General features: G+C 60.0%; 21 protein-coding genes. 9 read left to right on the top strand and 12 right to left on the bottom strand.

Features of this window, described 5'->3' with window-relative positions:
- Positions 1 to 38: 38 nt before the first annotated feature.
- From ACQY1J_RS00890 to ACQY1J_RS00870, 5 genes are all read right to left on the bottom strand, one after another.
- On the bottom strand, positions 39 to 794 hold the full coding sequence (locus ACQY1J_RS00890; protein WP_062578150.1) for an outer membrane protein: 756 nt from the start codon (positions 792 to 794) through the stop codon (positions 39 to 41).
- A 189-nt stretch (positions 795 to 983) separates the two neighbouring features.
- The gene (locus ACQY1J_RS00885; protein ID WP_430249988.1) at positions 984 to 1,451 is read right to left on the bottom strand and encodes an RNase H family protein; all 468 of its coding nucleotides are present in this window, start codon (positions 1,449 to 1,451) and stop codon (positions 984 to 986) included.
- An 83-nt stretch (positions 1,452 to 1,534) separates the two neighbouring features.
- Entirely contained in the window at positions 1,535 to 2,146 is a 612-nt protein-coding gene (locus ACQY1J_RS00880) for a TetR family transcriptional regulator (RefSeq protein ID WP_062578152.1), read from the bottom strand.
- A 25-nt stretch (positions 2,147 to 2,171) separates the two neighbouring features.
- The gene (locus tag ACQY1J_RS00875; protein WP_430249733.1) at positions 2,172 to 5,306 is read right to left on the bottom strand and encodes a multidrug efflux RND transporter permease subunit; all 3,135 of its coding nucleotides are present in this window, start codon (positions 5,304 to 5,306) and stop codon (positions 2,172 to 2,174) included.
- Positions 5,307 to 5,318: 12 nt separating this feature from the next.
- Positions 5,319 to 6,518, bottom strand: a complete 1,200-nt coding sequence (locus ACQY1J_RS00870) for an efflux RND transporter periplasmic adaptor subunit (RefSeq protein ID WP_092663201.1) — start codon at positions 6,516 to 6,518, stop codon at positions 5,319 to 5,321.
- 753 nt (positions 6,519 to 7,271) lie between these two features.
- On the opposite strand from ACQY1J_RS00870, the gene ACQY1J_RS00865 reads away from it, so the two are divergent.
- On the top strand, positions 7,272 to 9,365 hold the full coding sequence (locus ACQY1J_RS00865; protein ID WP_430249732.1) for a catalase: 2,094 nt from the start codon (positions 7,272 to 7,274) through the stop codon (positions 9,363 to 9,365).
- Positions 9,366 to 9,522: 157 nt separating this feature from the next.
- On the opposite strand, the gene ACQY1J_RS00860 is transcribed toward ACQY1J_RS00865, so the two are convergent.
- The gene (locus ACQY1J_RS00860) at positions 9,523 to 10,344 is read right to left on the bottom strand and encodes a DUF1206 domain-containing protein (RefSeq protein WP_062459479.1); all 822 of its coding nucleotides are present in this window, start codon (positions 10,342 to 10,344) and stop codon (positions 9,523 to 9,525) included.
- Positions 10,345 to 10,809: 465 nt separating this feature from the next.
- On the bottom strand, positions 10,810 to 11,112 hold the full coding sequence (locus ACQY1J_RS00855) for a hypothetical protein (protein ID WP_430249731.1): 303 nt from the start codon (positions 11,110 to 11,112) through the stop codon (positions 10,810 to 10,812).
- 377 nt (positions 11,113 to 11,489) lie between these two features.
- Here ACQY1J_RS00855 and ACQY1J_RS00850 point away from each other — a divergent pair, with 377 nt between their 5' ends.
- The 3 genes from ACQY1J_RS00850 to ACQY1J_RS00840 all read left to right on the top strand — a co-directional run bounded on the left by ACQY1J_RS00850 (position 11,490) and on the right by ACQY1J_RS00840 (position 14,954).
- Entirely contained in the window at positions 11,490 to 12,599 is a 1,110-nt protein-coding gene (locus tag ACQY1J_RS00850; protein ID WP_430249729.1) for a PAS domain-containing protein, read from the top strand.
- A 13-nt stretch (positions 12,600 to 12,612) separates the two neighbouring features.
- Positions 12,613 to 13,020, top strand: a complete 408-nt coding sequence (locus ACQY1J_RS00845; RefSeq protein WP_430249728.1) for a response regulator — start codon at positions 12,613 to 12,615, stop codon at positions 13,018 to 13,020.
- Positions 13,021 to 13,157: 137 nt separating this feature from the next.
- Complete coding sequence (locus ACQY1J_RS00840; RefSeq protein WP_430249727.1) at positions 13,158 to 14,954, top strand: PAS domain-containing protein; 1,797 nt, start codon at positions 13,158 to 13,160, stop codon at positions 14,952 to 14,954.
- Positions 14,955 to 14,999: 45 nt separating this feature from the next.
- Here the strand turns inward: ACQY1J_RS00840 and ACQY1J_RS00835 are convergent, their stop codons facing one another.
- From ACQY1J_RS00835 to ACQY1J_RS00820, 4 genes are read right to left on the bottom strand one after another with little or no spacing between them, the layout of a single operon-like run.
- Positions 15,000 to 15,647, bottom strand: coding sequence for a hypothetical protein (locus ACQY1J_RS00835; protein ID WP_430249726.1), 648 nt, complete (start codon positions 15,645 to 15,647; stop codon positions 15,000 to 15,002).
- A 2-nt stretch (positions 15,648 to 15,649) separates the two neighbouring features.
- Positions 15,650 to 16,786 (bottom strand): glycosyltransferase, encoded by a 1,137-nt coding sequence (locus tag ACQY1J_RS00830; protein ID WP_430249725.1) that lies wholly within the window; start codon positions 16,784 to 16,786, stop codon positions 15,650 to 15,652.
- A gap of 12 nt (positions 16,787 to 16,798) precedes the next feature.
- The gene (locus tag ACQY1J_RS00825; RefSeq protein WP_430249724.1) at positions 16,799 to 17,665 is read right to left on the bottom strand and encodes a galactosyltransferase-related protein; all 867 of its coding nucleotides are present in this window, start codon (positions 17,663 to 17,665) and stop codon (positions 16,799 to 16,801) included.
- Positions 17,647 to 19,713, bottom strand: coding sequence for an HAD-IIB family hydrolase (locus ACQY1J_RS00820; protein ID WP_430249723.1), 2,067 nt, complete (start codon positions 19,711 to 19,713; stop codon positions 17,647 to 17,649). Before ACQY1J_RS00820 ends, ACQY1J_RS00825 begins: the two co-directional genes overlap by 19 nt.
- Before the next feature lie 31 nt (positions 19,714 to 19,744).
- Here ACQY1J_RS00820 and ACQY1J_RS00815 point away from each other — a divergent pair, with 31 nt between their 5' ends.
- From ACQY1J_RS00815 to ACQY1J_RS00800, 4 genes are all read left to right on the top strand, one after another.
- Positions 19,745 to 20,815: a glycosyltransferase family 4 protein gene (locus ACQY1J_RS00815; protein ID WP_430249722.1), complete on the top strand. Its 1,071-nt coding sequence runs from the start codon at positions 19,745 to 19,747 to the stop codon at positions 20,813 to 20,815.
- Positions 20,815 to 22,005: a glycosyltransferase family 4 protein gene (locus ACQY1J_RS00810; protein WP_430249987.1), complete on the top strand. Its 1,191-nt coding sequence runs from the start codon at positions 20,815 to 20,817 to the stop codon at positions 22,003 to 22,005. The genes ACQY1J_RS00815 and ACQY1J_RS00810 overlap by 1 nt, the downstream gene beginning before the upstream one ends.
- Entirely contained in the window at positions 22,002 to 22,598 is a 597-nt protein-coding gene (locus tag ACQY1J_RS00805) for a hypothetical protein (RefSeq protein ID WP_430249721.1), read from the top strand. Before ACQY1J_RS00810 ends, ACQY1J_RS00805 begins: the two co-directional genes overlap by 4 nt.
- Before the next feature lie 109 nt (positions 22,599 to 22,707).
- The gene (locus ACQY1J_RS00800; protein WP_430249720.1) at positions 22,708 to 23,688 is read left to right on the top strand and encodes a L,D-transpeptidase family protein; all 981 of its coding nucleotides are present in this window, start codon (positions 22,708 to 22,710) and stop codon (positions 23,686 to 23,688) included.
- Between the two features lie 4 nt (positions 23,689 to 23,692).
- Here the strand turns inward: ACQY1J_RS00800 and ACQY1J_RS00795 are convergent, their stop codons facing one another.
- Positions 23,693 to 24,355, bottom strand: a complete 663-nt coding sequence (locus ACQY1J_RS00795; protein ID WP_430249986.1) for a GntR family transcriptional regulator — start codon at positions 24,353 to 24,355, stop codon at positions 23,693 to 23,695.
- A gap of 309 nt (positions 24,356 to 24,664) precedes the next feature.
- Here ACQY1J_RS00795 and ACQY1J_RS00790 point away from each other — a divergent pair, with 309 nt between their 5' ends.
- Complete coding sequence (locus tag ACQY1J_RS00790; RefSeq protein WP_430245502.1) at positions 24,665 to 25,432, top strand: LamB/YcsF family protein; 768 nt, start codon at positions 24,665 to 24,667, stop codon at positions 25,430 to 25,432.
- Positions 25,433 to 25,470 lie beyond the last annotated feature (38 nt).

The raw sequence follows: 25,470 nt of genomic DNA, 5'->3' as shown, positions 1-25,470 counted from the left end.
TAGGTCTGGCCGGTCGCGAAACCGGCCAGACCCTCAGATCAAAACTGGCGACGCAGGCCGAATGTCACAGCATGGCTGCGGAAGTCGGTGCTCGACGTGGATCCGTCGCGGGCCTCGAAGTTGAAATCGTCGGCAGCTGTGAAACGATACCCGATATCGAACGTCGTGTTGTCGAACAGCGAAGTGTTCGTGAACAGACCGATAGCCTGCAGATTGATGCCAACGCCGGCATCAAGGTGGTAGGCGAACTGGGTGTCGGAATCATCCATCAGCGTGCCGGTACCGGTTCCGCTGACGCCCTGCTTGCGCAGTTCCAGGTTCATGAAACCTGCACCGCCGCCGACGTAAGGCGTGATCGCGCTGACTGCGCCTTCAGCTGCAAGCGGGATATCGAGATAGCCATTGACATAGCCCTGGAACGAGCGAGCGTCGCCGTAGGAGTCGATACCACCAACGCCGCCAAATCCGGAAACGCTGTGTTCGTCGACAGACGCGCTGCCATAACCAAGTTCAAGCTCGAGGCGCGGCGAAACGAAGCCCATCGATCCGAAGTTATAGCCGGCGCGCAGTGCGCTGTAGTAGCCGACGTCATACTCGGTGGACACCGACGCGGCGCCGAAATCAAAGCCTGTATCGTCAAGGAAGTTTACGGAGCTCAGCGAACCAAAGTAAAAACCAGACGTCGCCGGTGCGGCAAGCGGAGTTTCCATGGGCGCGAGATCTGCGGCAGACACCGGGACTGCGATTGCCGAGGCGAGGAGAACGGTGGCCAGGGCTTTTGAGAGAGTGTTCATGACATATCCTTTAGTGGTCCGATGCCTGATCGGTGATTCAATCCACTATCAGAGTCGCGCTGTTTGCTAACGGAAAGAGCTAATAAAGATGATCTTGCAGTAGCGACTGCACAATCACAGTTGCAAGTCCGCCACATGACTTCTGTCAAGTTCAGCAGGTCTTTTGCGCTTGGGAGCCGGCAACGTGCCTTATCCCAGACCCAAGGCTGATCTCGCTGCCGCATCGGCCTGTTCATTTCCGGAGATTCCGGAATGCCCTTTGCACAATTGAATTGTGACAAGCGGGTTGCGCTCGAGGAAAGCGTCCAGTTCGCGCCAGACATCTGCATCCGGGATTGGCCGACGACGTTCGTGCGGGTTTGATCTTACCCGCTTCCAGCCGTTGCCGCGCCAGATGAACCGCCATCGACGGCACCCTTCGACGAGATGGGCGGAATCGGTCCAGATCACCGCAGCCATTCCCGTCGCTTCGGCTTCAAGCCAAGACGCCGCCCGCATGACAGACAGCAGCTCGAACGTATTGTTCGAGCTGCCGATCGTCGTCCCCGAGGCGACATGAATCTGCACGTCGCCTTTGAAAGCGACGATCGCCCAGCCCCCAGATCGGGAAGCGGCGTCGAACGAGCCGTCGGTGTAGACCTGGAGGATATCGGTCATCGGGGAAAGCATAGCATCGACAGATCCGGCGACAATGTCCACTTGCTTGACAGAGCCTGCCGATTTCGCCCCATCCATCACGATCAGCGCCTGAAGGTCGCGAACAGCTTTCGGACGCTGTCTCCGCCCAGGGTGACGAGGTCGAACTTCCGGCCAAACAGCAGCCACTCCCAGCAGATACCCTTCATCTGCCAGTGCACGGCGCGGCTGCACGCGGCGGGAGTCCACAAGGGTGACAGCTGTCCCTTGTCTTCAGCCTTGGCAAAGATGCGCTCCATGTTTTTCGTGTGCTCAGCGCTGAGGGCGTCCATCTCCTGCAGGACAGGTTCGAACTCATGTTCGAAGTTAGTTCTCAGAAGGATCGTGAGGAGCCGCTGGCGTTGGACGTCGCTTGCGAGCATCCCAAACCAGTCGAGAGCAATGGTTTCCACCGCCGAGATCGGATCAGTATCCTCGCAACCCGAGCCGGCAGCGTCGCTCATGTCGACCCGGGGAAGCTGCGCCGCGTTGTAGAGTTGGAGGAACAGGTCGCTCTTGCTGGCAAAGTGCCAGTAGACCGCTCCTCGTGTGACACCAGCGGCAGCCGCGATTTCGTCCAGAGTACTGTTGGCGACGCCTTTTTCGAAAAAAAGCTGCTCGGCTGCGGTCAGGACGGCACAGCGCGTCTCGGCCGCTTCGGCTTTCGTTCGTCTCATCCTTGTCTCCTCTTCCCGCTCTCCCCTACTCCGCCGGTTTGGGAGCTGCCTTTTCTGCTTCGTGGTTCGGCTCCTTCACGCGGAAGACTTTCATCACGAAGACGAAGAACACGGGAACGAAGAAGATGGCCAGCAAGGTCGCCGAGATCATCCCGCCAAGCACGCCGGTGCCGATCGCATTCTGACTGGCAGCACTGGCACCGGTGGCAATCGCCATCGGGACGACGCCGAGGGTGAAGGCGAGCGACGTCATCAGGATCGGGCGGAAGCGCAGATGCGCTGCCTCGACCGTCGCATCAAACGTGGAGCGGCCTTCGGCGCGGAGGTCCTTGGCGAACTCGATGATCAGAATGGCGTTCTTCGCCGACAGACCGATAATGGCGATCAGACCCACGAGGAAGTAGACGTCATTCGACATTCCCCGAAGCATGACGGCCGCAACCGAACCGATGACCCCGAGCGGCACGACGAGCATGACCGAGATCGGGATCGACCAGCTTTCGTACAAGGCTGCCAGCAGCAGGAACACGAAGAGCACGCTGAGCGCGATCAGGGCGGGTGCCTGCGACCCCGACTGGATTTCCTGCAGCGACTGGCCGGTCCATTCGTAACCGAAACCGTTCGGCAGTTCGCCGGCAAGCCGTTCCATCTCGGTGATGGCGTCACCGGAGGAGAAGCCCGGTGCTGCCTGGCCGGCGATGCGGATCGACGGGTAGCCGTTATAGCCAACAACCTGCGACGGGCCCCGGACCCATTCGACCGACGCGAATGAGGCCATCGGCACCATGCCGCCATTGGCGTTGCGGACGTTGAGCCGCAGCAGGTCTTCTGTCTTCATGCGCTGCTTGCCGTCGGCCTGAACCTGCACGCGCTGCATGCGTCCCGCATTCGGGAAGTCGTTCACATAGGACGAGCCGAGGTTTGCGGTGATCGTCGAGTTGATGTCACCGAATGTGACACCGAACGTGTTGGCCTTCTCGCGGTCGATAAGAAGGTTGACCTGCGCTGCATCCGGCATGCCTTCGATGCGAACGCCGGCGAGAACCGGGCTCTTGGCGATTGCGGCCATCAACTGGTCGCGCGCCGCGCCAAGTGCCGTCTGGCCGTTGCCGGCACGATCCTGCAATCGGAAGGTAAAGCCGGACGAGTTGCCGAGACCCTGGATCGGCGGCGGCGACAGCGAGAACGCGATCGCATCGCGGATGCCGAAGATCTGGCCGTTGATCCTCTTTGCGATCGCATCAGCCTTATCCTCGGGACCGCGATCCGACCAGTCCTTCAGGGTGATGAAGGCGAGCGCGGCATTCTGGCCGCTGCCGGAGAAGGAATAGCCGTTGATGGCGATAATGCGCTCGACGGCCTTTTCACTGAGCGCGATCTTTTCGATCTGCGCGACGACCTCGGTGGTGCGGTCGGTGCTTGCCTCGGCCGGTGCCTGAACGTCGACGATCAGGAAGCCTTGGTCTTCGTTGGGCAGGAACGAGCTCGGCAGCTGCAGATAGGCCCAGCCGAGGCCGACGAGAAGCGCGACGTAGATGACCATGAAGCGACCGGATCGCTTGATGATGCCACCGACCGTGCGGGAATAGCCATGCGAAGCCTTGTCGAAACCGCGGTTGAAAATGCCGAAGACGCCCTTTTTCTCGTGGTGATCGCCTTTGATCGGCTTGAGGAACGAACCGCACAGTGCGGGCGTGAGCGACAGGGCAAGGAAACCCGAGAACAGGATCGAGACCACCATGGTCAGCGAGAACTGCTGATAGATGATGCCGACCGCACCGGGGAAGAAGGCCATCGGGATGAACACCGCACTCAGGACGAGCGTGATGCCGATGATGGCGCCCGAAATCTGGCCCATCGCCTTGCGGGTCGCTTCCTTCGGCGACAGCTTTTCCTGCGCCATGATGCGCTCGACGTTTTCGACGACGACGATGGCGTCGTCGACGAGAATGCCGATCGCGAGCACCATCGCAAACATGGTGAGCACATTGATGGAGAAGCCGGAGACATACATCACCGCACAGGTGCCAAGCAGCGCCACCGGGACGACCAGTGTCGGGATCAGCGTGTAGCGGATGTTCTGAAGGAAGACGTACATCACCACGAAGACGAGGATCATCGCCTCGATCAGCGTATGGATGACCTTCTCGATCGAGACTTCCACGAACGGGCTGGTATCGTACGGGATCTCGTATTCGATGCCGGACGGGAAATACTGCTGCAGCTCTGTCATGACCGCGCGCACGCCTTTCGCCGTATCGAGTGCATTGGCAGTCGGCGACAGCTGGACGCCGATGGCAGCGCTTGGCTTGCCGTTGAGGCGGCTGGAGAAGTTGTAGCTTTCGCCGCCGACCTCGATGCGGGCGACATCGCGCAACCGCACCGACGAACCATCGGGATTGGCGCGCAGCACGATCGCTCCGAACGCTTCGGGATTGGTCAGCTGGCCCTGGACGTTGATGGTTGCGGAAATCTGCTGGCCGATCGGGTTCGGCGTCGCGCCGATACGACCGGCGGCGACCTGCGCGTTCTGGGCGCTGATCGCAGCCGTAACATCGGAGGCCGTCAGCTTGAGGCCGACCATCTTGTCGGGATCCATCCAGATCCGCATGGAGCGCTGGGTGGCGAACAACTGAGCACTGCCGACGCCGGGCACGCGGCGGATCTCGCCAAGCACGTTGCGGTTCAGATAGTCGCCGAGACCGATGACGTCGGTATTGCCGTCCGTGGAGGTCAGCGACACGACCATCAGGAACGATGTGCCTGCCTGCTCGACGCGCACGCCCTGCGATGTGACGGCGCCCGGCAGGCGGGGTTCGGCGCGGGCGATGCGGTTCTGCACCTCGACCTGCGCTTCGCCGATATTCGTACCGGGTGCGAAGGTGACGTTGATGGACACGCGGCCCGACGATTCAGACGTCGATTCGAAATAGATCAGCCCGGGAACGCCGTTCAGTTCTTCTTCGATCGGACGCGTCACGCCCTGGTAGATATCGTCTGGCGAAGCGCCGGGATAGTTGGTGGAGACGGTGATCTGCGGCGGTGCGACATTCGGATACTGCGCAATCGGCAGCATCGGAATTGTCAGCACGCCTGCGAGCATAATGAAGATTGCGACGACCCAGGCGAAGATCGGCCGGTCGATGAAGAAACTTGCCATGTAACCTGGTCCTTACTTCTTCGCCGGCTCTGCAGGAGCAGCCTTGGCGTCGCCCTGCGTCGATTGCTCGGTCGCGGGCTTGTCCGCAGACCAGGGCTCAGGCTTGACGGTGGCGCCGGGAGCGGTCTTCTGGAACCCCTCCGCAATCACGCGGTCGCCGGCCTTGAGGCCCTGCGAGATGACCCAGCGTTCGCCAAGCGCACGACCGACGGTGACGCGGCGCTGTTCGACCTTGTCTTCGGCGCCGACCACGAGCACGCTCGCCTGGCCGCCGGAATCGCGCTGCAGGGCCTGCTGCGGCACGGCGAAGGCATCGCGCTCCAGACCTTCCTCGATCTGCACGCGGACATACATGCCCGGGAGGAGATCCCCATTGGTATTGGGGAATTCACCGCGCAGGGTCACCTGCCCGGTGGTTTCATCGACCGCTGCTTCCGAAAACAGCAAACGGCCCGTTTCCGGGTATTTGGTGCCGTCGTCGAGCATGAGATAGGCGTTCGCCTCGTTCGGTCCCGTCATCAGCTTGCCGTCCTGCAGCGCCTTGCGCAGGCGGATCAGATCGGCGGCCGGTTGGGTGAAGTCCGCATAGATCGGGTCGAGCTGCTGGATGGTCGCGAGGTTTTCAGAGCCAGTCGAGCTGACCAGGGCGCCTTCCGTGATCAGCGCACGGCCGATGCGGCCGCTGATTGGTGCCGTGACATTGGCGTATTGCAGGCTGAGCTCGGCCTGGGCAAGGCCGGCCTGGGCGACGGCGACTTGAGCGTCCGCCTGCGCCAGTGCAGAGATCGCGGTATCGAGGTCCTGGCGAGTGGCGACGTTCGATTTGCTGAGCTGGGTCTGACGATCGGCGGTCTGGCGAGCCTGCATCTGCGCTGCCTGCGCACTCCGAAGCGTGGCCTGTGCGCTGTCGACCTGAACCTGGAACGGTGCCGGGTCGATGCGGTAAAGCACGTCGCCCGCTTTGACGATGGAGCCCTGTTCGAAGACGCGCTCGACGATAATCCCGGAGATACGCGGGCGCACCTCGGCGAGACGGGTCGGAGCGATACGGCCCGGCAGATCGCTGGTAATCGGCAAGGTCTCGGGCTGCACCGTCACCACGCCAACGGGCGATGGAGGCGGCGCCGGAGGTGCTGCGGCTTCTTCCTTCTGGCACCCGACGAGGGCGAGGAGGCAAGTGATGGTCAGGATAGATCGCAACGCCTTAGGCATCGAGTGCTCCGCACAAGGATAGTTTACATACAGTCGGGCACGTATATAACCGGCGTCTAGTTTTGTGCAATGCACATAATCGGTGTTTCACGAAGGATTTACGGATGCTGTCAGGATTTTTCGGAGCGGTTGGAGATACACCTGTTCCTCCGTCGAAAGCCGTCGTCGTTGCAATTTCGAGCGACGGCATGGCTGACGTCGCGACGGCTGAGGACGGGCGATGAATACCGTGACCTGCCATGGACACACCATCCGGATGCTGAACATCAGCGGCACTCTTTGGATCGCGGCACCTGACGCGCTTCGTGCGTTGGGCGTCGATATTGCGCGTAAGGGTGCAAGTGTTCACCTGCAGAAGCTGCCGCGAACGGAAGTGAGACTTGTCACGTCATCCCAGTATCCGGACCTTTTCGCGGGGCGCCGCGGAAACCCGAGGATGAACCTCGTGACAGAGCAAGGGCTTGCTTTGCTACGAGAGCAATCGGGAAAGTTCTGCGCGGGATAGGCATCTCTCCCCGCCGGACCCGCGTCACCGCAGCGCCTCATCGAACGCCGGTCAGGCCACGAATGCAGGCACAGCGGACTACGAGACGCCTTTACTGACCACTCTCGGGAGCTCAGCCCACAGCCACCTCCGGTGCCTGACCTGCAGCTTTGAAAGCAATCCCTTGGATAATCTCTCCGACGGACGCTTGCCGCAGCGTCGCGCGGGCATATCTGTTGCTGGATTGAATTCGAGCAAAGGACCATCCAATGGCTGACCCGACGACATACGATACGGACCGCGGTGAAGGCGGCGAGACCCACCAGCATGTTCCGTCCGATGGCTCGCATCCTGCTCAGGCCCACCTGACGACAAACCACGGCGTTCGGATCTCCGACAATCAGAACAGTCTGAAATCCGGCAATCGCGGTCCGAGCCTGCTTGAGGACTTCGTTCTCCGCGAGAAAATCTTTCATTTCGACCACGAACGCATCCCTGAGCGCATCGTGCATGCCAGAGGCTCTGCCGCACACGGTTACTTCGAGCTCACGGAATCCCTCAAGGACGTGACAAAAGCCGACGTGTTTCAGCGTGTAGGGGACAAGGTTCCGGTTTTCGTCCGCTTCTCGACCGTTGCAGGCGGCGCTGGCTCTGTCGATACCCCTCGCGACGTTCGCGGCTTCGCCGTCAAATTCTACACGCAGGAAGGCAACTGGGATCTGGTCGGTAACAACATTCCGGTCTTCTTTATCCAGGATGCAATCAAGTTTCCCGATCTCATTCACTCGGTGAAAATGGAAGCTGACCGCGCCTATCCGCAGGCCGGTAGCGCGCACGGTACCTTCTGGGATTTCGCGTCGCTGATGCCTGAGACCACCCACATGCTTCTATGGGCCATGTCGGACCGTGGCATTCCGCGCTCGCTGCGCATGATGCAGGGCTTTGGCATTCATACGTTCCGCTTCGTCAACGAAGAGGGCAAGTCGACCTTCGTGAAGTTCCACTGGAAGCCGAAGCTCGGCGTTCAGTCGACGATCTGGGATGAGGCGCTCAAGCTTCAGGCCGCCGACAACGACTACCACCGTCGCGATCTCTGGGAAGCCATCGACAGTGGTGACTTTCCGGAATGGGAGCTCGGCGTTCAGCTTTTCGACGAGGAATTCGCAAGCAAGCTCCCCTACGACGTGCTCGACTCCACCAAGATCATCCCGGAAGAGATTTTGCCGGTCAAGATCGTCGGTCGGCTTGTGCTTGATCGCAACCCCGATAACTTCTTCGCCGAAACGGAACAGGTGGCTTTCCTGCCGTCGAACGTCGTCCCGGGAATCGACTTCTCCAACGATCCGCTTTTGCAAGGCCGGTTGTTCTCCTATCTGGATACCCAGAAATCGCGTCTCGGCACGGCCAATTTCCATCAGCTGCCGATCAACGCGCCGAAGTGCCCCATGCAGAATTTCCAGCGTGACGGCATGATGCAGATGAGCGTTCCGAAGGGTCGTGCCAATTACGAACCCAACAGCCTCTCAATGGCTGGAGAAGAAGGCGGCCCACGCGAGTGTCCCGCAACTGGCTTCCGGTCGTTCGAACGGGCGACAGGTGATCAGGAACAGGGCGACAAGCTGCGGGTCCGCGCCGAGCTCTTTGCCGACCATTACAGCCAGGCACGAATGTTCTGGAAGTCTCAGACAGCGTCCGAGCAGGCGCATATCGCGTCGTCTTTCGTGTTCGAGCTTTCCAAGGTCGAGTTCGATCACGTTCCGCCGCGCGTTATTGGTAATCTCCTGAACGTTGACGAGGAGTTGGCGCAGCGGGTCGCCGATGGTCTCGGAATCGACCTTCCGGCTGCCAATCCGGCTGCACGGGAACCGGTCGATCTCGATCCGTCGCCAGCCCTGTCGATCCAGAAGAACATGGTCGAGACGGTCAAGGGTCGAAAGATCGGCATCCTTATTGCTGATGGCACCGATGCGAAGGCATTGAGTGATCTGAAGAACGCCATCAGCCAGGCTGGCGCCACCGCATTCGTCGTTGCGCCTAAGATCGGAAAGGCAAAACTGTCCGACGGCAACGTAACGAAAGCCGATGGTCAGCTCGCCGGTTCGCCGTCACAGCTCTTCGACGCGGTCGCGGTTCTCCTCTCGAAGGAAGGCAGCGACATGCTGACCCGAGAAGCAGCAGCGGTCCAGTGGGTGATGGATGCGTTCGGCCACCTCAAGGCTATCGGCCATACGAACGAGGCCCAGCCACTGCTGCAGAAAGCCGGCGTCGAAACCGATGACGGTGTTGTCGGGATGGACGGCTTCCTGAAGGCCGCTGCAAAGCGGTACTGGGATCGCGAACCCAAGGTGCGCATGCTCGCCTAACGCAATAAATAGCCCGGCGTGTCACTGCTTTCGTGGCATGCCGGATATAGCAAATGAGGGGGTGGGAACGGACCGTTCCCACCCCCTCACGCGTTTATGATGGTCGCGATTTCGATGACCAGCTGAGTGCAGGATCCCAGTCAACGGTCCCGATCGGCTAGTTGAAGGGCCGGCTGACAGTGCGCTTGACGTCTGCCATGGAGGGGCCACGGACTGTCCGGTATCTTGCGGCGACAAGGTTATAGATACCGAACGCTGCGAGCCCGGCTGCGATGACGATGAAGATGGTCGCACCGCCCGGCAGCTCGCTCAACCAGTCCATCGCGTCAGCCATGCCGCCAGCTTGATCAGGATCGACCTTGAAGCCGGCATAGGCAAACAGGATGCCGACAACGGCAAAGACGACACCGCGGGCGACGAGACCGTATACACAGACATAAGTAAGCCAGCTGGCGTTGCTCGGGATGCTGATATACTTCTCGAATTTCCGCGTCAGGCCCTTTATCATGGTAACGACACCGCCTGCGAACAGTCCAATGCCGGCGATGATGGCGAGGTAGGAGCCGAAAGGTTGGGACATGATCCATGTCGCCAGGCCCTTCTCTCCAGAACCACCGCCTCCGCCGCCCGAAAAGACCGAAAGCCCGATTGCGTAGATCCCGAGACCGACATAGGTAACGGCGCTGCCGAGAAGGCTTGCCCGAATGACCATTCCTTTGGCATCGCTGCCATGTCCGTCACTGTCCGCCAGAGCCTGGGCAAGCCGCCAGGCCACAAAACAGAAAAGCCCGATGCCGATTATCCCGACCCACACCTTGCCGAACGGCTGATCCAGCAACGACGATATGGCCGACTTGCTTTCGGGGCGACCGCCGCCGAAGCTCGAAAACAGCGCCAACGCCGCAACCAGAAGAAAAACGACACCTCGCGCGGCATAGCCGAACTTAGCTAGCATCTCAAAACGAAATTCCTGCGGCACGCGCTTCTCCCTGGACGACGTCGGTAAAGGATCGAAACGCTCGGTACGGCATAAGGTTGTCGAAAACTACAGGTGAACCTCAAAGAAGAACCGCATCGCCTTCGTTCACATCCCTGTTTGCCACAAAGCGCAAGCTGCAGCGCCAAAGCGCAGGCCGGTCGAGCGCGCCTTGTGGCTCGCCCAAAACGAAAAAGCCTGCCGCGGGAGGAGGTGCGGCAGGCTTTTCGAAAAGATCGAACAACGGCTGGGAGGAGGAGTGCCGCTGTTCGGCCAGACGCCCATTGGGAGGAGTGGGTCGCCTGGAACACGAAGCTCTGCGGGAGGAGGTGCATTGCTTCGTTGGAAGACTGGATATTCCATTTATCCGAATGTAGAAAGGCAGCATGTTGCAGTGCAGCTATGCACAATACGCGGCACTACCTCGTTGACGGCTTGAGGATGAGTGCCCATGAGCCGCGTTCTCTCCTAGAATTTTCTGACCGGTGACGGAGCTTTGTCGGATCGGCCTGGTTTTTTCTTTGAAGCCTCAGACGCGAATGCTGCGGGCGGGTACCAGTAGCCGTCGCTGTGGCGCCGGTAGCCCTGACGGCGTTCCTTCATACCGCGGTGGCCCTTGAGCATATGCTGTTTGCCCTGTTGTTTCTGGACAAGCTGAACGTCACCCCTGGAAAGCGGCTTCGCCCCCATCATCTGGGCATTGGCAGTGGAGATCCCGGTCAGCACGAGTATGCCGACCAATCCTGTCGCGAGGTATGCAGAGTATTTCAATGTCAGCTCCTTTGATAGCAAGCGAACAACAGCAAAAGCTCCTTGCGGTTCCTATCAGGGATCTGACATTTACGTTTATTTACAGTTATTTACACTTACTGAAAAGCGCTTGATCAGCAAGCGAGAGGCGCTCAGGGATATCGGCGCGAACCGATCATATGAGATGGTTGTCACCCGAGTGCTCGTTTCCCGCTGCATCGGTCTTTGGTGTTGTCCCGGTGATATCCCGCACGACGATCGAGATCTGTGCGCTGTTTAGATGCGGCCTCTGAAGCGGCCGCGTGACACAAAGCACCCAAACCGTCGTGTGGCTTTACCGCGCGGAACATTTAGCCAAGAGCACGCGTTGGAAAGCAAATTGTAAATTAGGCATGCTCATGAACGACTCGATCTCGGCGAAAAGGGGGGCACAGGACGCCGGGGACAAGCTTCTTGCAGAGCATTCTTCCAAGGATCCCTTCTCCGCAGCATTCAAAGCAACCCGGATGCCGATGATCATCACGGATCCGCGACAGTACGACAATCCGATCATCTTTTCCAACAAGGCCTTTAGTGACCTGACCGGATATCCGGCGGACGAACTGGTGGGACGCAACTGCCGTTTTTTGCAAGGACCCGAGACCGACCCAGCGGCAGTTCAGAAGATAAGGGAAGCGATCAGGGACCAGAGGTCGATCGCGATCGATATCGTCAACCACCGGAAAGACGGCTCGACATTTTGGAACGCTCTTTTCATCAGCCCTGTGTTCGACGATCAGGGCGATCCGCTCTACTACTTCGCGTCGCAGCTTGATTTCACGGACGACAAGACGTTGGAGATGCAGTCCGCTTCGGCGCGTCGGAGAGCCGAGGCGGAGGTCGCTGCCCGAACAGCAGAACTCACCCAAGCCCTCGAGGCAAAGACGACCCTCGTCCACGAGGTCGACCACCGCGTCAAGAACAACCTGCTGACCATCGCTTCGATCGTGAAACTCAAGGCCAGGAAAACACGGGACGAAACGGTCCGGCATACGCTCCTGTCGGTCCTCAACCGTGTCGAGGCCCTTAGCACGGTGCAACGCAAGCTCTTCATGTCGAACGACGTCGGTCGCTTCGATGTCGCCGACTTCGCCCGCGATCACGTTATCGACCTTGTGGGATCGCTCGGGCGCGACGATATCCGGATCACCATGGATCTGTCACCGGTTCTTGTGCCCGCCGCCAAGGCCTCCCCACTGTCTCTGATCGTCAATGAACTCATTGGCGATGCGGTCCGACGCGGATTGAGCGTGGGCGGTGGAGAGATCCACCTCGTGGTCAATCGTCCAAACGGGCATTTCATCATCGAAGTCCGCGATACGGCCGATCCGGTCGACGTCGACGAAGAGGATAACGAATTCGGACGGCTGATGCTGGAGACGTGCTGCCGTCAGGTCGAGGCCGAGATCGAACGTGAGGTAGAGGGTCGGCGAACCACTGTCCGCATCATCTTGCCGCTAGATAGCTGATATGGAGCATAGCTTGAAAATCATGATCGTTGAAGACGAGGCCCTTCTGGCGCTTGAGCTCGAAGAAGAAGTCGAGGCGGCGGGCCATTCTGTAATCGGTCAGGCCATGAACCGGAAAAAGGCGCTGGCCATTCTGGAAGGCCAGATACCGGAATTTGCCTTTGTCGATGTGCATCTGACCGATGGCCCGACCGGACTCGAGGTCGGGCGGCACCTTGCCGACCGGGGGATCCCGTACGTATTCATCACCGGAAACCTGAAGCGCATTCCGGAAGATTTCGTCGGTGCAATCGGTGTAATCGAAAAGCCGTATACGATGAACGGCTTGAAGAATGCTCTCGAATACATCGCGCGACTTCTGCGCGGCGACATCGGGTTGAGCGTTCCACCCAGCATTATCGTCGCGCCGCCTGCATCGTGACTGAGACTGATTGAACTACCGGGAACTCCCCGCAACATTCGCCCACTGCCGTCTCGCGGCTACCTTGCACTCGCAGTTCAGAAACGGCCGACAATGACTTCGACACGGATATCCATACGCTTGCGATCGGATACACAATGAACACGGTATCCCAGCGACCGCACGAAGTCGCATTGGCAAACACGATGGACGTTGCTCTCATGGCGGAAATCTTGTCCGCGAGCGACGACTGTATCAAGGTTATCGACCTCGCCGGCAACATTACGTTCATGAGCGCTGGCGGCATGCGCGTCATGGAAATCGACGATTTCGAAACCATCCGCAACTGTCCTTGGCCTGATTTTTGGAAAGACGACGGGAACGCGGCAGCGCGCGAAGCGCTTGAGGCTGCGCGCTCCGGACGTAGCTGTAGCTTTGTCGGGACGGCGGAAACGGCCAAAGGAAACTCGCGGTGGTGGGAAGTGAAAGTTTCCCCAATCCTTGGAGGAGACGGCAAGCCCGATCGGATCCTGTCCATCTCCCGCGACATCACAGGAACGAAAAAGGCGGAACAGGCAGCCATTCGCTCCGAGCGCCGGATGAAGGAAACTCTCGAGGCTGGAAGCCTTGGGTATTGGGAGCTCGACCTCGCGACCATGGCACTCCAGACATCTGACGTGTGCCGGGAAAACTTTGGTCGTCACAGGGACCAGTCCCTCAGCTATGAGGATCTGCAGAGCGCTATCCATCCCGACGACTTGCCCCGAATGCAAGCAGCGGTGGTGGAAACCCTGGCAGGAAGCTCGGACTACGATGTCCAGTACCGCGTCATCCGTCCCGACGGTGTTGTGGCCTGGGTGCTCGCGCGTGGCCAGCTCGTCCATGATGACCGGGGGCTGGCCGTCGCGATGTGCGGCGTATCGCTCGATATCACCGAGCTTAAATCCATGCAGGACAAGCTTTCACGAAGCGAAGAGCGCCTGCAGCTTGCTCTCGGCGCATCGACAATGGTCGGCATCTGGGATTGGGATCTGAAGACGAACCTGATCTATGCCGACCCCAACTTCGCCGAGATCTATACGGTAGAACCGGGTCGCGCAGCCGCTGGCGCGCCGCTTGAGGAATACACACGGAATTTCCATCCCGACGACATGCCAGCGTTCGAAGCGGAACTGGGGCGGTTGTTCGAGGGACAGTCGACCTTCGATAACGAATACCGCATCATCCAGCCAGGTGGCGGTGTTCGCTGGGTCCACGCAAAGGGCCGTCTCATCCGCGACGCCTCGGGCGAGCCCGTGCGTTTTTCGGGTGCATCGGTCGAAATCACCGAGCGTAAGCAGGCCGAAGAAACGCAAAAGCTGCTGATGCACGAACTCGCGCACCGGGTCAAAAACACGCTTGCCGTGGTGCAGGCAATCACCACCCAGTCTTTGCGCAATGCCCAGACGGTGGACGATGCGCGCGACAAGATCCAGTCGCGCCTCTCCGCTCTTTCCAAAGCGCATGACATGCTGACGCAAGAGGATTGGCGCGGAGCCGAATTGCGCGATGTGGTGGCCAACACTGTCTGCAATATCGGGATGCAGGACAGCGACCGCATCAAGGTTCGTGGGACGACCGTCATGCTCGGACCCCAGGCTGCCATGTCCTTCGGCCTGGTACTTCACGAATTGATGACCAACGCCGTCAAATACGGTGCGCTTTCCAACGAGGTTGGCCATATCGATATCGAGTGGTCTGTCGTGCCACAGGGTGGCGAGAACAGGCTTCAGTTTAGCTGGATCGAAGTGGACGGACCAATCGTCGCCGTTCCAGAGCACAAGGGTTTCGGATCAAAACTGATCAAGTCGAGCCTGGGCTCGATGGGATCTGTTGATGTCGCTTATAATCCCACAGGACTTGTGCTGAAGATGGATGCGTCAATGGCTCAAATCGGGGCCGTGCTCACAAGCTGACGTGAAGCATCCAATTGCTATCGGCAGAAGCACTCCCCAACAGTGCTAGCTGTTCAGCCATGCGTCCTTGACGTCGGCCGTCGCGTTGTCGGGCTTGGAATCCCCAATGAAGATCAGTACCGGTCCGCTGTTCTTGCGAACCGGATCGTAGAAATCGAGTAGATCAGGATACTCGTTTTGGATGAAGCCCGGGAACGGTAGCTGGTCGCGTAGGAAATGGTCGACCACGACCTGGTCGCCGTGCACGGAGTTGGGAACGGTTCCGCAACTGCCCGGCGCAATCCAGTGATCCGGATCGCGTTTGAACCGCTCGTACAGAAACGAGAAATCGTCTTTGTTCCAGCGCATCAACGCGGTCGACGCTCGAGACTTCAAGAAATGATCCTCCATCACAACGGCATCGCCTTTTGATGCAAGCTTGCTCGCCGAGGACATGAAGATCGTGTCCAGGTCGCAGAGTATGTTGACATCGTCGGAGAGCTCGGGACGGAAAGCCTCGAATTTCGACCACCACTTCGGCCAGTCGTGGCGAAATTTGACGGTCTCGACACCGTCCATTGCCTCATCGAAATCCGTGATACAGACGATGCGATCAAGGCCCGAAATATGTCGCCTCGCCCCGCGGGCAAGGCGTTCCACCCAGATCGGCTCGTAGCGCCCCCCGGAGCGCAGGACGGTCGTCAACGTGACCATGATCAGACGACCTTGAGCAACGGGCTTGCAATACGCCGCGCATCACCCATCCAGAGCTGGTCGCAGAGCTCTTCCAGCCAGTTTGCGGCCCTGGCCGCAGCGGCCGGCTCGTGCAGAGTTGCAAGTGCTTCCGTGTCGAGCTCTTCGGCACGCTGCAGAAGCCCCCGCCATCCCTCGTAATCTCCCGGCCAGTATGGAGCGGAAACCGCTGCGCCAAGTCGGACGAGCTCGGATGCCTTGCGATGCTGTTCGGAAAAATACCGCCATTCGGGCATCACCACGAATTTCCGGGCCGCACGCGCAATCTCATGAACCGTGTTGTCGCCAGCGGAGGCCACAACGATATCGGCCGCTGCGATATGGTCCGTGACGTTGTCGACCCAGCCGAGTTCCTTCAAATTGGGGAAATCCGTCTCATGGCCTTCCCGCAGAACAGGACCGGCGACGAGCCACAGCGCATCCGGGACGGCCCGTGCGGCAATCGTCAGCGGCGCATAGGGCGTGCCGCTGCCGCCGCCACCTGTCATGACCAGCACGATCTTCTGATCCGAGGGCAGCCCAAGTTTCTGGCGTGCCTCTGCACGGGACAGAACCTGATCGCGGGTGGTGCAAAGACCGCCCGTATAGAACGTCTTGTCTCGAAGATGGCGCGGATAGTCCTGCTGCTCCATACGCTCGTCGAACGGCGCCAGAATGCCGACCATCGCTTCGTAGGATCCGATATGACCGACGTCGTTGCGGTCGCCGTGGAGGCGCATCTGAACCGTTGGGGTGGAGCAGATCCGACCCAACATTCCGATCTCCGACGACACGTCCACGACAAACAGACCAATATCGCGGTCGTCGAGATGCTCGACGATGGTGCGCATCGTTTTCCGCATCGACGGCAGGCCCAAGGGAACGCAGTGCATGACAGATGGTGTAGGCTCATCGAACAGCCGCGCGGTCGGGACCATTTCGCCGATCATGTTCGGCAACGCGACGACTTCGACGCTTGAGCTTACGGACTCGAAATAGTCCGGCCCGGCCGTCAGAACAGAGACCTGCCTGTCCTGGCTGAAATGCTCGGCAATGGCCATGATCCGGTTGGCATGTCCGCGGCCCTGATGATGGGCGAAAAACGCGATTGGCTTTTTCATACTCGATAATTCCTATGAATACAGAACGGTACCGGGCTGTCGCGCGGCCTCAATTTCAGTCGGGTCCGGAAAGCGCAGGACGTCCAGCGCATCGCCATCCTCCTCCCATCGGATCAGCCCCGCCTCGCGGAACTGGCCAAGCCAGTAGCCCATGCACCAGCGGCCATGCTTTTCCTGAAAGAGGCGGGCATTGCGAAGGATCGGGTCGAAGTTGTGCAGAGGCGGTATCAGGACCGGGTGATGCTGGTGGTAGACGCGCGCGCCACCCACCCGGTAGGTCTTTACTCCGGCCTGCTCTGCCGATGCGGCGAAGTCGGTTTCTTCTCCGCCATAACCGACGAAGCGCTCATCCATACCGCCGATCGCTTGCCACGTGCTTTTTCGCAGCGCGAAGGACAGGCCCCAAAGCTGGCCGCCATCCGGTTCCTGCTCGACACGGCCGAATTCAGGAAACCGGGGCTTGGAGACATGCGGTTTGCCGAGCTCGTCGAGCACACCGTAGTCTCCCCGGAAATCGTTCACTTCTGCAGGCAGATACAGAACTTCGCTCAGACAGATCCCGTCATGCTCGTTCAAGGCGGCAGAGTAGGATTCAACAACCGTTGGCGACGCGATGCAGTCAACATCGAGAAACATGAGTGTGTCCCCCGACGCCGCGTTTGCCGCCGCGTTCCGCGCCTTGGCAAGCGGCAAGTCCTCTCCCTCGACGAACACGTGCTTGACCGGAAACGGCAGGCTCGGCAGATCCTCGAAAGGCTCCGGCTGCATCCAGGCGATCACGAGTTCCGTCGGAAGGCACGACTGCTCCCCAAGGCTGCGCATCAGGTTGGCGAGATGTCGCTCGCGGCCACGAACCAGGGTCAGGACACTGAGAGACATTCAGCCTCCGCCTGTCTGCGGAAGTGGAGAACACCTTCGATTATGCCTGCCGCATGGGTTTCTGAGGCGATATAGGAATGGCTGAGTGCAGGAAGCGTGGCCAGTCCATCCGAGTAGTTGGCGACGATGATCGACTGCGGGATGGCCTGAAGCATCTCGATATCGTTGCCGGAATCGCCGGCGACGAACACCATGTTTTCAGACAGTCCAGCACCACGACGGACGTAGTCAACGGCCGTACCCTTCGATGCCTTGAGCGGCAGGACGTCGAGGTACCGTCGATGGCTGTGGATCACCGACGCGCGCAAACCTGCCTTTTCCAGCAGTTCCTTGATGCGTGCCACGACGCCGCTCGAGCCGTCACTGAAATAGCTGAGCTTGAAATCGCGCTGTTCGAGTGACGCCTGCGGGGTGAGGAAGCCTGCCTTGCGCAGAACTCTCTCGATGCCGCTTCGGTCCCAGTTCTCGGCGATGCGCTCGGCCCAATGCCGGTCATACTCGTAGGAGACGCCGTTCTCGCTCAGGTGATAGATCTCGGATCCGACCGAGGTGATCATGACTTCCGGCCTCGGCACATCCTCCTGTTCGAGAATGGCCATGGCGCTGTGGAAGGAACGACCGGTCGCGACCCCGAAAGACAATCCACTCTGCTGTCGCCGCCAATTGCCAAAGGCATGAAGATGCGGAACCGATCCCACCAGAGTGTTGTCGATGTCGCTGATCAGTAGCTGCGAGGGCTTTTCCGTCTTGGCTGCGGGCTTGTCGATCAGCTCCGAGAGCAGGCCGTGATACCGTTCGGTATGTCGCGCCCAGTCATAACAGGCGACAGCACGTTCGCCGGCCTTGGAGTAAGTCTGCCACGTTTCGGAGCAGCCCAGGATTTTCAGCGCGGCGGAAGCAAGACCGTCCTCGTCGCGCGGGTCTATCAACACACCGTTGCCGCAGGTCTCGACGATATCATTGGGGCCGCCGCTGTCTGTCGCGATCAAGGGCAGACCAACGGCCGAGGCTTCCAGGAGCGTCAATCCGAACGGTTCGTTGAGTGCCGGATTGACGAAAATGCCACCGCGATCGCGAGCATAGGCATAATAGGCTGGCACCAGATCCGGTCGATGCATCTTCGGATAGGCGATCTTGCCGTACAGATCGTAGGTATCGACGAGATGAAGGATTTCGCGCAGGTTGTCCGCGAGATCCGGTTCGAGCTCGTCGATTTCGCAGCGGTTGCCGGCGAGGATCACGAGGTTCGCAGCTTCCTGGAGCGCTGGCGATTTTCCGTAGGCCCGTACAAGCCCGATCAGGTTCTTTTTGGTGACCGGGCGCGCGATGGCAAGCAACACAGGCTTTTCAGGTTCAGCGAGGAAACGAGCGAGCTGGACCTCGACAGTTTCCGATGACTGGGCGCCCTGAAAAGCATCGAGGTCGCTGCCGGGCGGAAGCACGCGGATTTTGCCGGCGTCGTAGTTGTCATATCCTTTGTACTGCAGCTCAGCCTCGTCGCGCGAGGACGCAATGATCAGGGACGCCTCTGCAAGCGCGCATTCTTCCGCCGCAAGACGATGCGTCATGGATGCATCCGATGCGATTTCCGGCATGGCCGCAATTTTCACCCTGCCGAGCGAATGCCCCGTGAAAACGAAAGGGATGCCCAACTCCGTTTTGATCCGCGCAGCGACGACCGCAGCGTCGGCGTAATGCGCATGGACAATGTCAGGAAGCCCATGTTCGCGAAGGTACGCGATCAGCGCGTCGCTGAAGGATGCAACCTCCGCATGCATATCCTCTTTACTGACATAATCGGGGCGGTTGGTACGCAACCGTACAATCGAAACCTGGGGGCTCACGGCCTCGGAAGGCCGCTGGTAGTCCTCGCCGTGGCCTTCGAAGGCACGCGTTGCGATCACTATTTTGGAGTCGGTGTCAGAGGCTTCACAGGCGCCGACAAGATCCATCAAGTAGCGGATATGCCCGCCGGTATCGGCCGTTAGCCCATACTCGACATTATTTCCGCGCAGACACCCTTGAAGTGCGACATGAAGAACGAACATACACAACCTTTCTGAGCAACAAGGATACAAAATGCTAGAATGCGCACCGGAACTCCCGAAGCCGATAAGGGTTGCGCAGGTTGCACCAAGTATCTTCCCCGTTCCTCCCCGCGATCATGGCGGAACGGAGCGTGTGATCCACGATCTCTGCGTAGCGATGCAACGCCAGGGTTGTGAGGTTACCCTGTTTGCGGCATCCGACAGCACCACGCCGGTCACCCGTATCGGGTCCCTGCCGAGCCTGCAGTTTCTGGAGAGCGAACACGGCACCGTGCCGCCTTCGATACCGGCAGTGCTCGAAAGCGTGACGTTGAATGAGGTTCGCCAGCGGCTCGCCGAGTTCGATATCCTGCATTTCCACGGCGAGTTCTTTCACGCGACCCTGCTGGGCGATCAGCGCTCGAAATCGCTGACAACGATCCATTGGCGCGTCGACGAGCTTGACCGGAAGCTGTTCTTCAATGCCTTCCCCGACCTGCCGGTCGCGGCCATTTCAGCGTCCCAGCAACGTGGGATCCCAGAGGCCAACCGCGCCGGCGTCGTCCTTCACGGCGTCGACGGAGACCGCTTCGAGCCCTCCTTCGAGCCCGGGTCCTATCTCGCCTTCATCGGGCGCATGACCGACCAGAAGCGGCCGGACAAGGCAATCGACGTTGCGGTCGAGTGCGGTCACCCCATCAAGCTCGCCGGTACGGTTGACGTCGGCAATCCGCTCTATTTCGACACCTATGTCCGGCCGAAGCTTGGCGATGGTGTCGAGTATGTCGGCCCGGTCGGTGATGCGGCCAAGAGCGAGTTGCTCCGCGGTGCGACAGCGCTGCTGTTTCCGATCGACTGGCCGGAACCGTTCGGTCTGGTCATGATCGAGGCCATGGCCTGCGGCACGCCCGTGATTGCGTGGAACAAGGGTTCGGTCTCCGAAGTGGTGGAAGACGGTGTCACCGGCTTTATCGTCGAGAACGAAGCGCAGGCAGTCGAAGCGGTCAACAAGGTGGGAAGCCTCGATCGCCGCCGCATCCGCGCCCGGTTCGAGGAGCGCTTTACCGCAGACCGCATGGCGCGGGACTATATCGAGATATACAAGAGGATGCTGAAGTCGTGATGCGGACAGCCCTTCTCGCCTGGGACTACCCGCCGTCTCCAAGCGGACTTTCGACGGCGGCCAGGGAGATCGCTATGGCGCTCTCTGGCGAGGGCTGCGACGTGACTGTCTTTACGCTCGATCGCTCGGGAGCCGAGGACATAGACGGCGTTCGCGTCGTCGGTTGTGATATCTCGGATCAATCCCGTATCGGCCGCCTGCGCAAATGGGCAGCGATCGGTCACGCCGCCGCACCGCTGCGGTTCCGCCAGGCCGTTTTGCGTGATCATGCGGCAAAGCCCTTCGACGTGGTGGAAGCAACCAACTGGTACGCGCCAGCGAGTTTGCTGACGGGTCGGCACGGATTTGCGCTTGTGACGCGCAATTCGACGCCCGCTGCCTGGAGCAGGATGGCTGAGCTGCCGGTTCGCGACAAGCTGGACGCGGCTGCTGCGGACTTGCTGGAAAAGAAGCAGGCAGGGTCGAGCGCCGGGCTGATCTCCAACACGGACGAACACGGTCGACGGATCGTCGACCTCTATAAGATCGATAGCCAAATACCGCATCGGACGATCGGCCTTTCGCTGCCGCCTGAATTGCTGAAGACGGCACAGTCATCGCCCTACCCGGCTGGAGAGGAACCTGTCAGAATCCTGTTCGTCGGACGTGCGGAACAGCGCAAGGGTTTTGCAGAGCTGATTGGTGCGGTAGAAATTCTGGCCGCCGAAGTCGCTTCCGGAACACTTCCTCCGTTTCACGTCAATCTGCTCGGCGTGCCGTCCGTCGATCTGCCGTCGCAGATGAGCGCTCATGCGCGCGAACGGGTAACCGCCCTGGGCCGCCAACCCGACGAAATGCTCCACGACCTCTATCGGCAGGCTCATATCGTTGCGGCACCGTCGCGATACGAAAGCTTCGGACTGGTTTACCAGGAGGCGATTGCGTTCGGGCGGCCCGTGGTTGCGTCGGCTGAAGATCCGAGCGCGCGGGAATTCGTCGGAGCGACCGGAGCCGGGCTACTCGCGGAACGAACGCTTCCCCAGGACATCGCAGCCTCCTTGCGATCCCTTATCCAGTCGCCACAGTTGCGTGAACAACTGCATCATCGCGCCGTGCTGGCAGCCGGCCGTTTCGATAGACCCTATCTCGGTCGCGAGACCATGGCGCTCTACCGGCAGGCAATAGCCAAGTCTGGAAAGGCAAGATCTTGAAGGACGAGACAAACATCCGAGACGAAAGCCATATCGCGATCATCGGCAACTGCCCTGACTTCGTCGATGCCGGGCAGATGACGGATCGCTGTGACTGGGTCACGCGCTTCAACAATACCGCTGGGTTCATGGACGTCTCGGGGACGGCGATCTCCGAACTGGTTCTCGTCAGCCGCGGCGGACAGGCGACCGAATGGCTGGCCGACCCGGAGTTCACCAATCGCCCCGCGGTGCGGAAAGCCGCACTGATTACCTTGGTTTTTCCGCCGAGTTCGGATCCCGGCGACGAATGCGGCGCCTTGGAGCTGACGTCGTTGCTGGAGGGCATCGGAAAACGCGTGCGCTATATCGAGCAATCCGTTCACGATCAGGCCCGACAGGAGCTGGAGGCGCTGGGCGCGCCGCCGGACGCAGCCTTGAGCTCGGGTTTCGTCTATGCGTTCGAAACCCTCCTCAATCGACCGGAAGATGCGCCGCCTGTGATCGTGGCGGGCTTTTCGTTCGAAGGCTGGGACGGTCATGCCTGGGGCGCCGAAAAGCGCTGGTTCGGAGACATGCAACAGTCGGGACGGCTCGATATTCGCGGGCTGTAAACCCGTCGTCAGGATAACGGCTGGCGCGTTCTGTGGCTGTCTAAGCCGCTTGCCCGACCAGAATTTCTAAATGGACGGAACTTCGGTGGGACTCACGCCTTCTAACGCCATGAAAAACAAAATCCTGCTCTTCTCGCTTCTATCCTCAATCACATTCGGAGCCGCGCAAGCGCAGGAATTGACCGCTGAGGTGGTCAATAACGCGGATATTGCTTCTGTTCCGCCAGAGCCAGTCCAGCAGCAGGAGAAGCCTGCCCCGGATCCCGCGATCATTCACCTTCAGGTTCTCCTCGATCGCGCCGGCGCTTCCCCGGGCGTGATCGACGGCCTGGACGGAAACAATGTTCGCAAGGCTGTCGCGGGTTTCGAAGCTCTGCAGAGCCTTCCCGTCGACGGGAAAGTCGACCCCGACGTGGTTACGCGTCTGGCGGACGATCAGCATGTCATCGGTCCATACCAGATCGATCCCGATGATGCTGCAGACATCGTCGCCGAGATTCCGAAGGACTATGCCGAACAGGCCAAGATGGAGCATCTCGGCTTTACCAGTGTCGCTGAAAAGCTCGCCGAGCGGTTCCATATGGACGTGGACCTCGTGCATGCGCTGAACCCATCGGCGAAATTCGAGGCCGGCGAAACCATCTTGGTCGCCAACATCGGTGCGCCCCGCGCTGGCGTCGTCAAACGGATAGAAGCTCGTCGCAGGGAAGGACAACTGGTCGCTTACGACGATCAGGATGCTATCATCGCGGTTTATCCGGCCACGATCGGGAGCGAGGATAATCCTTCGCCCTCCGGCAAGCATAAGGTCAACGGCGTCGCCCGTAACCCGACCTATGAATACAATCCGAAAATCAACTTCCAGCAGGGACAAAACAAGTCCAAGCTCACACTCCCGAGCGGTGCCAACAATCCTGTCGGAACGGTCTGGATCGATCTGTCGGAGCCGACCTATGGCATTCACGGAACGCCGGAGCCGTCGCTGATCGATAAGGCGGGCTCGCACGGTTGTGTGCGTCTCACGAACTGGGACGCCGAGGAACTGGCCAGCATGGTGAAGCCCGGCGTGATGGTCGAATTCGAAGACTGAAGCGTTACTTCGTCACGCGCGCATAGGCGCCCAGAATGAGCCGTTCGGCGCGCAGAAGGTAGGCCTCGAGCATGGTGGATGCTTCCTGCGCGCGACCCGCTTCCAGTTCGGTGAGGATCTCGAGGTTCTGGTCGATGAACGGACCATGCAGCAGCTCCGGATCGCGCAGTAGGCCGAAGACGAGGCGCAGTTCCAGGGATATCTGTGCGTAGAAGGCCGAAAGGCGTGAGCTGTCGGCGAGTTCCACGACGGCGGAATGGAATGCGATATCGGCAGTACCGACGCTCAACCAGTCCTTCGTCTCCCGCGAGAGTGCCGCCGCCTCGACGGCCGCCCGCATTTTCGCAACGCCCGGATGGCGCGGATGCGCATTGGCAATTGCCGAGCATTCGATGACCCGCCGGACGCGGTAGATATCGATGATTGTTGCCATGCTGGGCGTCGAAACGAAAACGCCCCGATTGGCTTCGTATCGCAGCAGCCCTTCCTTGGTCAGAATGCGGAATACTTCGCGCAACGTGTTGCGTGATACCTGCATCTCGTCGCTGAGCGTCAATTCTGAAAGGTGACTGCCGGGAGTAAGCCTGCCGGAGATAACCTGTTCGCGGATACGACTGGCAACGCTTTCGGCAAGCGTCTGCACCGGCTCGCCCGGACGCGCAATCACTGGACCGTTGCCGTCTGGAACAGAAAGTACGCCTCTATCAGCGCCTTGCAGTTTGCGTTCAGCCAAGCCTTTGCCCCTCGCTCCGGATCTCGTCTCAATTTTCGGTAAAGCGCTTCGAACCCCGTCACAAGCGAAATGAGCCGAACCCGAACCCGCATGGTCCACTAAACCGTGCAAAACGCGGGTGACGCATCATTATTGCGCATTTGCCTAACTGTAGAGCAACATATAAAAATTGTTCAACACTCTGGACAGCATTGTTCGCCTTTGTTAGCGTCTAGTCAACGAGGATGAGGGCGCGCGGACAGTATGCTGACCATCGACATCAACAGTGACTTGGGCGAGAGCTTCGGCGCCTGGAAGATGGGTGACGATTCCGCCATGCTCGACGTGGTGAGCAGCGCCAACGTCGCCTGTGGTTTCCACGCCGGCGATCCGGCAGGGATTCTCAAGACGGTGAAGGCCGCCGCAGAACGTGGCGTGGCGATTGGTGCGCATGTCGGCTATCGCGATCTGGCAGGCTTTGGCCGTCGCAACATGGATCCTTCGAGCGAAGAACTGATTGGCGACGTGATCTATCAGATCGGCGCGCTGCAGGGCCTGGCCAAGGCGGCCGGGACCCGCGTTACCTATGTGAAGCCGCATGGCGCGCTCTACAATACGATCGCCATCGACGCGCGGCAGGCAGCCGATGTGATCGCCGCAATCCGGGCCATCGATCCTTCGCTGGTGCTGATGGCGCTGGCCGGTTCACAGCTGGTTGAGCAGGCCCGTACTGCCGGCCTGACCGTTGTTGCCGAGGCCTTTGCCGATCGCGCCTACACGCCGGAAGGCAACCTTGTCTCCCGCCGCGAAAAAGGCTCGGTCCTGCATGATCCCGAACTCGTGGCCCAGCGGATGCTGCGCATGGTCCGCGACGGTGTGATCGAGGCCATCGACGGAACGATGACGAAGATCGAAGCGCAGTCTATCTGCGTGCATGGCGACAGCCCAGGCGCAGTCGCGATCGCGCAGCGGCTGCGCGCGCTTCTGGAAGAGTCCGGCCATGCCGTCCAGCCGTTCGCGCCGGCTGTATAACCCGCATGCATATCGCTTTCCCGTCCATGCCTCGTGAT

The sequence above is a fragment of the Neorhizobium sp. DAR64860/K0K1 genome (genome assembly GCF_050500205.1).
Lineage (GTDB): Bacteria > Pseudomonadota > Alphaproteobacteria > Rhizobiales > Rhizobiaceae > Neorhizobium > Neorhizobium soli.
Note: the sequence above shows the minus strand (reverse complement) of the source record. Positions and strands in the feature narration are given on the sequence as shown.